The organism is Roseateles sp. P5_B10, assembly GCF_056400485.1.
Genome location: NZ_JBFULE010000138.1, coordinates 1 through 9,958, shown reverse-complemented (window position 1 = coordinate 9,958; position 9,958 = coordinate 1). Strand labels below are relative to the sequence as shown.

Genomic DNA, 9,958 nt, shown 5'->3' with positions numbered 1-9,958 from the left:
GTTCGCTGCCGAAGCCACGCGTGCCAACGGCGACGTGATCCCCGCGTCGGTGCCCGGCCGGCGCATGTTCGCGCTGAAGGAACCGGTCGGCGTGGTCGCCGCGATCACGCCCTGGAATTTCCCTGCGGCGATGATCGCGCGCAAGATCGCCCCTGCGCTGGCCGCCGGTTGCACCGTGGTCTGCAAGCCGGCCGAGGACACGCCACTGACCTCGCTGGCGCTGGTCAAGCTGGCCGAGGAGGCAGGCGTCCCCGCGGGGGTGCTGAACATCGTGACAGCTTCGCGTGAACGCACGCCCGAGGTCGTCGATGTCTGGCTCGACGACCCGCGCGTGCGCAAGATCACATTCACCGGCTCCACACCAGTGGGCAAGCATCTGGCGCGTCGCGCCGCCGACACGCTCAAACGGCTGTCGCTGGAACTGGGTGGCAACGCGCCTTTCATCGTCTTCGAGGACGCCGACCTCGATGCCGCCGTCGAGGGCCTGATGGTGGCCAAGTTCCGCAACGGCGGGCAGACCTGCGTGAGCCCGAACCGGGTGTTCGTGCAATCGCCCGTGCACGACGCCTTCGTCGAGAAGCTGGCCGCTCGCATCTCGGCGCTCAAGGTCGGCCCGGCCAGCGACCCGGCCTCACAGATCGGGCCGATGATCAACGCGAGGGCCGTCGACAAGATCGAGCGCCATGTGCAAGACGCCGTTGAGCGCGGTGCGGCCACGCTGGTCGGCGGCGCGCGGCTGCCGGCCCTCGGACCGAACTACTTCGCGCCGACGCTGCTGGTCGGCGCCGACGGCGGCATGGCCTGCGCCTGCGAGGAAACCTTCGGACCGCTGGTGGCCATCACGCGCTTCGAGACCGAAGCCGATGTGATCCGCGCGGCGAACGACACACCCTTCGGTCTGGCGGGCTATTTCTATGCCACCGACGTGCGGCGCATCTGGCGCATGGCGGAGGCCCTGCAGACCGGCCTGGTGGGCGTCAACGAAGGCGCGCTAGCTGCCGAGGCGGCACCGTTCGGCGGCGTCAAGGASTCAGGCTATGGSCGCGAGGGCTCGGTGCACGGCCTGGACGACTACATGCACCTGAAATACGTGTGCCAGGGGCAGCTTTGAGGTCATACCTTTTCTGCAAGGCCGCCTTTCAAATGCTGTGTCCGGTGACGCCGGCACTGGCCGCAAAGATCAACGTGGTGCGTCTTTGCTCGAACGCCGCAGGAAGGTTTGCCAAACGCCGGTGTTCGACGATGAACTCGACGGCTTTGCCGACGCGGACGTAGTCCAGGACGGGTACCCGCCGTCAGGGTCGCAGCGAGATGGTGTCCGTTCCAGGGAAGTCGGCCGGCAGCCGGGCCTCGGGATCGCGCCCCGCCAGCCATTTCAATGCACGCGGCATGACGGTCTGGAAGGCGGCGCAGCGCATGCCCGGCGATGCGCCCTGGCTGAACCAGACATGCCCGTAGGCGGACACGAAGACGCGGCCCCGGCCGTACCTCACGGTCCATTCGACGGGGAACTGCCGGCCGTCCACGCCGTCGTGTGCATAGGCGATCACGTCGACGTTGCGGGCCGGGCCGCGGGCGTAGCGGTAGACCTCCATGTCGGCGGCCCGCCAGCTGCGCGGCAGTCCGGCGTGGATGGGGTGCTGGCCGCGTTGGTGCACGAGCGTGTCGGTGCGATCGCCGTGCCAGGTGTCGTCGCCATCACCGGCGGGCACGGTCTGCAGTGTCTCGTCCTCGCGCACCAGCAGCGCCGAGCCGAAGTGCTTGTCGCGCCAGCCCAGGCCGATCATCTCGTTGTACTGGGGCCACTCGGCGAAGGCATTGTTCGCCTCGTGGTAGACGTAGAAGCCACCACCGCCGCGCACGAAGGCCTCGAAGGCGCGCTGCACTTCGGCCGGCCAGCCCGGCTTGCCGCCGAGGTTGTTGTAGCCCGACAGCACCACGTCGTAGCGCGTGAAGTCGGGCCGCCAGCGCGACCAGGCGGCGGGGTCGCTTGCATCCGGTGGCGTGATGGAGACGTTCACCTCGAACGCGCCATCGCGGGCGAGGATCTCGCGCACCAGTGCCAGCCGGCGCGGCCAGTCGTGGTTGCTGATGCCCTCGATGATGAGCAGCCGGATGCGCGGGGCTTCGGCGGCGCGCGCCAGCAGTCGCAGGCCGGCCGCTGCCAAGGCCAGTGCGGTGAACAGGAAGGTCCTGCGGTCACGTCCCATGGATGCACCCGATGGCCGCGCTAGAAGCGGTCGAAGAAGGCCTTGGTCTCGGCTGCCGAGAAGCCGGGCGGCCAATGCCCGCCGGCCGCGTGGCCGCACCAGACGACCGGCTTGCCCGCACTGCAGCCCTGGTACTCCACGCAGCCGTTGTTGCCGATGGGCTTGGTCGTGGCGCTACAGCTGTTGCGGGCCAGGAAGGTGTTGCGGGCATCCTCGCCGGCAGAGTAGGGCACGACGTTGTCATCCATGGCGTGGTCGAAGATGGCGGCGACGCGATGCGCCGAGCTGCCGCATCCACTCCACAGCGAGCCGGACAGCGGGGCGATGGCTCGCACCACGTCACCCATCTGGCAGCCGATGGCGTTGGACATCATGCCGCCGAAGCTGAAGCCGGTGGCGAACACCCGTTGCGGGTCGGTGCACACGCCTTGCTGGACCTGGCTGATCATGCTGCGCATGAAGCGGATGTCGCGGTCGCCGTCGTTGGCCCAGCCGGCATCCAGGCCTTGCGGGGCGATGAAGATGGCGTTGTCGCCGTACAGCGGCTTCAGTCCGAAGAAACCGCCCCAGGTATAGACATCGTTGGCGCTGCCGCCGCGCCAGTGCAGGCCGATGACGACGGGATAGGTCTTGTTGCGGTCGTAGCCGGCCGGCATCTCGATCCAGTAGCTGCGCTGGACGTTGTCCGACGTGATCGACTGGAGGCCGGTGCTGAACTTGGCCGTGATGCCGCAGCCGGCGCTGCCGGTGGCGACTGGTGCCGGGGGTGGTGGCGTGGGCGTTGGCGTCGAGGAACTCTCGGACGCCGAGCCACCGCCGCAGGCGGCGAGCGCGCAGAGGAGCAGTATGGCGCCCAGCACTCGCCGCGCCACCGTCGAATGCAGCCGTCTCATGGCTTGACGGGCTCCACCGTCACCAGCGCGATGTCGTTGCTGCGCATGGTCAGCTTCCACTGCAGCTTGCCGTCCTTGCCGACCTTGACGATGCGGTCCGCCTCGGGCTGGTCCTCGGTGAGGCTTTGCAGCTGGGCCAGCTGTTCGGCGCTCAGGTCCTTGGGAGCACCCATTTCGAGGTAGGCGGTGTAGGCGTCGTTGACCTTGTGGCCGGTGCGGCGCACCAGCACGCGGTAGTTGCCGGCGCTGACGTTGCGCAGGTTCAGCGTGACGGCGGGTGCTGGGCCGTTGGGCACCGGCTTGCCGAAGAAGACGCCGTTGCTGTTCTTCTTCTGGTCGGGATGCTGCCAGTCCCAGACCACCACGGCGGCCTTGCCGCCATCCACGGCAGCCAGCACCTTGTCGTCCTTGCTGGGCACCTCCTTGCCGCGCAAGGCGTTGAGGTATTTGTAGGCGAACCACGCCGGCTTGCGCACGCTGTCGCGCGTCATCAGGCCGAAGCCGCCATGGAAGGCGCGGTCCGGCGGGCCCGGCTCCTCGAACAGGTCGCTGTAGGTCCAGTAGCTCATCGCCTGCGCGTAGCCGCGCGTGCCGCGCAGCTTGGTCAGGATCCACGGTGCGCTGATGTAGCTGTCATGCACCTTGTCGCGCGGGTTGTAGCTGGTGCTCCACTCCGTGATGTACAGCGGGATGCCGGGGAAGGCCGAGGCCTCGATCTCGCTGCGGTTGCGGCKCACGTCGCCAATGATGGAGTTGGCGTCGGGGGCCAGGATGCGGTCGGATTGGCCGTATTCGTCGAGGAAGCCCTCGGTCACGCCGTAGGTGTGGGTGGTGACGAAGTCCACCGGCACGCCTTGCTGCTTGGCATAGGCCAGCAGCTCGGGCACCCAGGCCGCGCCGGCAGTGGACGGGCCGCCCACCTTCAGCGCCGGGTCGACCTTCTTGAGGGTGCGCGCCGTGTTGGCGTAGAGCTCGAAGTAGGCCTTCTGGTCGGCCTTCTCCCAGAAGCCGTCCAGGTTGGGTTCGTTCCAGACCTCGAACGGCCACTTGCGCACTTCTTCGGCGCCGTAGCGCTGGATCAGATGGCGCGCGAATGCATCGATCAGCTCGGCCCAGGGCCCCGGCTGCGGGTGCGAGGTGTTGCCCTTCCAATGGAAGATGGTGAGATTGGAGGTCGTCATCACCTTGGGCGAGAAGCCCAGTTCGATGAAAGGCTTGATGCCGCGCGCCAGCAGGGCGTCGTACAGGCGGTCGATGCCGGTCCAGTCAAACACCAGCTTGTCGCCTTCCTTCTTCACGGTGCCGTAGACGTCGTGGAAGACGTCGTGGAAGCGCACGGAGCGAAAGCCCAGTTCATCGACAGCGGTCTTCAGCTGTGCGAGGTTCTCCGGGCGACCCGTGGTGCCGACATAGTCGGAGCCGACCGCCAGATCGAAGAAGCGATCGACTGGCGCCTTCGCGGCAGCGATGTCGAGGTCGACCTTGCGTTCGGCCGGGCCGGCGGCGCCCGCCTGGGCGCACAGGCTCAGCGCCAGCACGGCGGCAGAGAGGGAAGTCAGGCGTTTGATCATGAGGGTGGGGCGGCGCGGGATGGCGTTCAAGGTTGGATGTCCCATTCGATGCTGTCGGTGGCGCCGCGCTCATCGCGCACGCGCAGGGTGGTGCGGCCCGGCGCCAATGGCACCGCGGGCCAGGCGGCGATGCGGTCGACGACGGGCACGGTGTCCATCGGCTTGCCATTGACTTCCAGGCTGGCCTGGCGGCCGTTGCTGTAGGCCTTCACGGCCACGGTGCCCGCGGGCCGCGGGCTGGCTCGGCGGTTGGCCAGATGCAGCACGGGCTCCCGCTGCCACCAGGCCTGCCAGAGCAGGAAGGCGTCCTTGCGGAAGCGCCGGTCGTAGGTGACGAGGCCCTTGTCGTTGACGCCGGGGGCGTCGCCTTCGTTGCGGCCTGCCGAGGCATGGTCAAAGCCCAGCCAGACGAAATGACCCCACAGGAAGGGGCGCGCCGAGAGCTGGCGGGCATAGGCCTCGTGGAAGAGGGCCTGGTACTGCTCGGGGTGCCAGCGCGCGCCCGGCTGCGGCCTTTTCGGCGGGTCTTCCTGCTGCAGCACGCTGGCGCCGGCGCCGTATTCGCCCAGGCCGATGGGCTTGGTCGGCAGCTTCTCGTGCAGGCGATCCGCCCAGGGGCCGATGTCGGTGAACTCGCCGTCGTACCAACCCCAATAGCGGTTGTAGGAGGCCAGGTCGGTCTGCAGCGCCATGGGATGGTCGTCCGGCGCGCAGCAGTGCGCATAGGTCGTCAGGCGTGCCGGGTCTTCCTGCTTGGCCAGGCGGTGCAGCTCGCCGAGCAGRTTGCGGATGGCGTCGTCAGAACGGTAGACCTCGTTGCCCACGCCCCAGACGGCCACCGACGCGTGGTGGCGGTTCTGGCGCACCAGCTCGCGCAGCTGCTGGAACAGGTTGTCGCGGAAGGCCGGCGCCTCGCTCATCGCCGCGTTGAGCGGGATCTCGGTCCACAGCACCAGGCCGAGTTCGTCGGCGCGTTCGTAGACGCGCGGTGGGTGCTGGTAGTGCACCAGCCGCAGCCCGGTGACGCCGAGCTCCATCAGGATGCGCAGGTCCTCGTCGACCTCGGCATCGCCCACCGCCACGCCGTGGCCGGGGCGGCCGGGGTGGAAGTAGTTGACGCCATGCAGCGGGTAGGGCTTGCCGTTGAGCAGGAAGCCGCGCTGCGGGTCGACGGCGACCTGGCGCAGGCCCAGCGGCAGCTGCACGGCGTCGCGCACAGTGGTCCCCTGGAGCAGTTCGGCGCTCAGACGGTAGAGGTAAGGGTCGAACACGCCTTGCCACAGGTGCGGCTTGGCTACGTTCAGCTGCACGCTTGCGGCGTCGGCTGCGCCGGCCGGCAGCTCCACTGCCTGGCTCTGCTGCAGCACGGTGCGGCCCGCGGCGTCGCGCAGTGTCAGGCGCAGCAGGCGCCGGGCGGGCAGGGCGGCGTCGTTGCGCAGCTGCACCCGCACCTTCAGCTGTGCGGCCGCGGAGGTCAGGGCCTCGGTGTCGACCTGGACGCCAGGGCCGCCATGGTCGAGCAGCTCGATGTGAGCGTCGTCGGTTTCAATGAGGCGCACCGGCCGTACCAGGCCGCCGAAGACGGTGAAGTCGCCGCCCAGCGGCGCCACCTGCGGCAGCGCGCCGTTGTCTACGCGCACGGCAAGCAGGTTGCGGCCGGGGCGGAGCAGGTTCGTGATGTCGAAGCGAAAGCGCRCATAGCCGCCGTCGTGGCGGCCGGCGCGCTGGCCATTGACCCAGACCTCGGCGGCCATCGTGGCGGCGTCAAACTCCAGGAACTGGCGCCGGCCCGCGGCTGCGGCCGGGCGCTCCAGGACGCGCCGGTACCAGGCGGCGCCGCGGTAGTAGGCGCCGCCCGCTTCGCCGTCGACGGCATTGAAGCTGTGCGGCAAGACGACCCGCGCCCAGGTGGAATCATCCGGCTCGGCCGCCGCCTTGGCGTCTCCAGCCTGGAAGCGCCAAGGCCCATCAAGCAGAAGCTGTTGACGCTGCGCCATCACGGGCATGGCTGTCAACATCACCGCCAAGGCCAGTGACAACTGCTGCATTGCCCGCCCCAACAGGGCGTGCCGAATTCTTCGAGACTTCGTCATGAGGTTCTCTGCAAGGGCCGGTCGGGCTGACCCTGGAAGCGCACCTTTGCTGACGCGTGGAAGAAGTTGGTCATCAACGAGGACATAAGTTTTTGATGGGAGCATCAGGAGCATGAACACAACAGCAAGTACCGGAAGTGTAGGAACCCAATTCGAAAGCGCTCTATCGCAACACCGCGTCAACCACCTGGTTTGGCGACAATGTGCATTATGTAAAATCAATGGCGTGCGGCGCCCATGGGGAACTTCAGCTTGCCAAATAGCAGCGCCAAGCACTGCGGCCCAAGTGCTCGCAGCAATGGCTTCATCCTGCGCTACCTCCCACAAAGGCGCCAAGAAATCGACGCACTCGGTCCCTCGCAGCGACTACTCCACTTATTTAAGCGCTTCCTTCAAGGTCTCCGCACCTTCCACGATCGTCTTGCCGTTGCCCGTCAGCACCGCTGCAGCGAAGTCGATGACGGCGCCAATCTTGGCGAGCTTGGCCTTGACGCTCTTGACCTTGGCAATCACCTGCTGTGCCGCGTCGACCGCCGACTTGATGTGCTCAGCTGAAATCTTCGCTTCACCTGCTTGCAAGAGGATGCTCAAGCCGGTGAGAGCGGTAGCTTTCGCTGCAAGGCGGTCTTGTGTCGCCAGGACGGCGTCGATGACCTCCTGCGCGGTCGCCTTCTTCAAATCCTCATTGAGCGCATCAAGCTGGTCGTTCAGGAACGTTCTCAACGAGGCCAGCGAGGCTTCGTCAAGCTGATCCCCGACCTGGGCTACCGCGATGAGTTGCTGCTCAGGCCCGGAAGTGCCTGTGGATTCATTGTTCGCTTCGGTGCTCATGCTCTGTTCCTGTGCTTAAARGCCCGCCTCGATGGCATCCCGAGCCTCAAGTGTCTTGGTCCGGAAGTCGTCCAACTGGTTCAGCAGCGCACGCGGGTCCGACTTGAGCGCCTCTTGCTGAAACACCGGCACAGAGACAATCCAGGCGTCGATGGCGGCGACGATCTTGGTGGGCACATCGCCGGCTTTGCCCGCCTTGGCCAGGCGGGAGTCGATCGCCTTCGAAGTCACCCCGATCTGCCGGCGCAGTTCCGCTGTTCGGATGGGCTCCGCTACGGCCATGGGTTTCCCCATGCCCACACTGATCTCGCTGCCCCGCGTCACGCGCGCGGTCGTGGTCAGCCAGCCGTCGTAGTTGGACTGCTGGGCCTCGTCGACAAAAAAGCTTCGCAAGACGCGCGCGTTGGCCACGAGGTCCGGCCCTGCGGCCACCAGCCGCCGGATGCCGTCCTCTCGCTCGGCCTTCACAAGGACATCAGCGAGCAGCGACAACACGCTGGCGACAGCGGTGACCTTCTTTGGATTGACGATCGAAGCGCCGTCCTTGTCCTTGAGTGCGCTCAACTTCTTGGCCGTTCCCTGAATGGAACTGCGAACCTCGAACTGCTTGTCGTCAACCATCGCTAGCAGGGTCTTGGCGTAGAGCTCCAAGGTGTCGACAGTGACCTCCTGGAACGCAACGGTGGCGTCACCCGTCAACCCACAGCTCTTCTTGAGCGCCTTGGCACCTTCTACATCGCCCGTTGGCGTTGATTCCGACAGCAAGACGCGCACGTCCGCCGCGTCATTGCACAGCTTGGCGACCTGCTGAATCTCCTGTCGAACGGCACCCGTCATCTTCGTGGTCTCACCGGCGAAGTTGGTGATCGCCTTGTAGTTGGCGCAGCCTGCCAACGCCAGGACGGCCAAGGCCGCAATCGCACGCAATGGCACGCTCATGTCTCACTCCCCTTTGAGCCTGTAGGCCTGTGAATGATCGGCGGCGCTGGGGGAAGGCTCATCCCAAAAGTTAATGAGGCCGCCAACAAATTCCCCCGAGGCAAACTCATGCACCAGAAGGCGGCAAGCTCGACGCGCCGCAACAGGTGAATGGACGCCGCTGCACGTCGGAGCGCGATGCCGGCACGCGGTCCGGGCATCGCACGCTCAATGCCTGCGCGGACAGTTTTCGCCAGCCGGCGCCGGCGGGGTGGCCTCGGCGGTGCTCGCGGCCGAGGCGGACGGCGAAGGCCCCACGGTCACGGCCGCCGAGCCGCAGTTGTTGCTGTAGAACCAGTTGGCAATGTAGGGGACCGGCACGATGGCGTCGCTGAGGTACAGGAACAGCTCACCGTCGCGCGACGCCGTGAACGTCAGCTTCGCCTTGCCAGAGCCCTTTTCAATAGGCTGCATCTTCAAGGCCGGCTCGACGTTGCCGCGCTGGCCGATGCGAATCATGGGAACAAAGTAGTCGACATCCCATGAGCGCTTGATGAGCGCAAAGAGGTTGTGCGGCCAGCCCCGTGCCTTCAGCCCCGCCACGCTGGCCTCGACGCCCTTGTCGTACCAAGGCGGGCTGGCGCCGGTGTCCAGCTCGATTTCATACGACTGGTCCGCCTTGACGGAAAGGCCCGTGGCCCAGCAGACCTCGCTCGTGTCGAAACGCGCCTTAGGAGCAAGGGGACTGTCGCCGACGTCCCGTAAAGATTTTGAAGGCGTGCAGAACGCTCCCGCCGAGTCCGCGCTGCGCGCGACGAAGTGGCTGACGCCGCCCACGATCAGGTACAGCAGCGCCAACGCAAAGATCAGCGGCACGATGCCCCGGGAAATCAGCCAGGCCGCGCCAATCAGGAACGGGTTGTTGCGCAACACCCGGGCCACCTTCAGCGTGGGCGTGCTGGGCACGTGGCCGTCGATGACCTTCTCGATCCGCCGCTGGACGCGCACCCGCCAGAGCAGGACCGCCAGCAGGGCTACAACCAGCAGCTTCAGAACCGGGCTGACATCGGCCCATGTTTGCCACTTGGTGTATGCAAGGACCACCACCACCACGACGCCCAGGAGCGCCGCCGCCTTGAGGGTGGAGTTCTTCGCCGAGTCGCGGACCCAGGTCACGTAGTCCTCGCGCCGGTCAGCATGCCAGGCAAACCAGGCACGGTCATGAACGCGCTGCCGAAGGAAGTTGCTGACCTGGAACAGGCCCCCCACCATCGCGATGACGACCAGCATCCCGAACGGCTGCTCGCAGAAGGCCTCGACCCAGCCTCTGGCCCAATTGGGCGCCAGCTCGCGCAACTGCGGCTTCCAGGGCTCGACGATGCCCTTCAAGGTCTCGTTGATCCCGTCCGATGTAGCCTCCGCGCGGCCGCCCAGCTGTTCGT

General features: G+C 66.7%; 8 protein-coding genes. 1 reads left to right on the top strand and 7 read right to left on the bottom strand.

Annotated elements, in window-relative coordinates; genetic code table 11:
• Positions 1-1,111: NAD-dependent succinate-semialdehyde dehydrogenase (locus tag AC1DU6_RS11535; RefSeq protein ID WP_477857302.1), on the top strand; the 1,111-nt coding region annotated here is incomplete at its 5' end.
• 184 nt (positions 1,112-1,295) lie between these two features.
• On the opposite strand, the gene AC1DU6_RS11530 is transcribed toward AC1DU6_RS11535, so the two are convergent.
• The 7 genes from AC1DU6_RS11530 to AC1DU6_RS11500 form a co-directional block, all read right to left on the bottom strand.
• Positions 1,296-2,210, bottom strand: coding sequence for a ThuA domain-containing protein (locus tag AC1DU6_RS11530; protein ID WP_457322502.1), 915 nt, complete (start codon positions 2,208-2,210; stop codon positions 1,296-1,298).
• Between the two features lie 20 nt (positions 2,211-2,230).
• Complete coding sequence (locus AC1DU6_RS11525; RefSeq protein WP_457322504.1) at positions 2,231-3,103, bottom strand: CE1 family esterase; 873 nt, start codon at positions 3,101-3,103, stop codon at positions 2,231-2,233.
• Positions 3,100-4,674: a GH39 family glycosyl hydrolase gene (locus tag AC1DU6_RS11520; RefSeq protein ID WP_477857299.1), complete on the bottom strand. Its 1,575-nt coding sequence runs from the start codon at positions 4,672-4,674 to the stop codon at positions 3,100-3,102. Before AC1DU6_RS11520 ends, AC1DU6_RS11525 begins: the two co-directional genes overlap by 4 nt.
• Before the next feature lie 26 nt (positions 4,675-4,700).
• Complete coding sequence (locus tag AC1DU6_RS11515) at positions 4,701-6,767, bottom strand: glycoside hydrolase family 2 protein (protein WP_477857297.1); 2,067 nt, start codon at positions 6,765-6,767, stop codon at positions 4,701-4,703.
• A gap of 375 nt (positions 6,768-7,142) precedes the next feature.
• Complete coding sequence (locus AC1DU6_RS11510) at positions 7,143-7,598, bottom strand: hypothetical protein (protein ID WP_056197069.1); 456 nt, start codon at positions 7,596-7,598, stop codon at positions 7,143-7,145.
• Between the two features lie 15 nt (positions 7,599-7,613).
• Positions 7,614-8,537, bottom strand: a complete 924-nt coding sequence (locus AC1DU6_RS11505; protein ID WP_477857294.1) for a hypothetical protein — start codon at positions 8,535-8,537, stop codon at positions 7,614-7,616.
• A 207-nt stretch (positions 8,538-8,744) separates the two neighbouring features.
• Positions 8,745-9,905, bottom strand: coding sequence for a hypothetical protein (locus tag AC1DU6_RS11500; protein WP_477857292.1), 1,161 nt, complete (start codon positions 9,903-9,905; stop codon positions 8,745-8,747).
• Between the last annotated feature and the right edge of the window lie 53 nt (positions 9,906-9,958).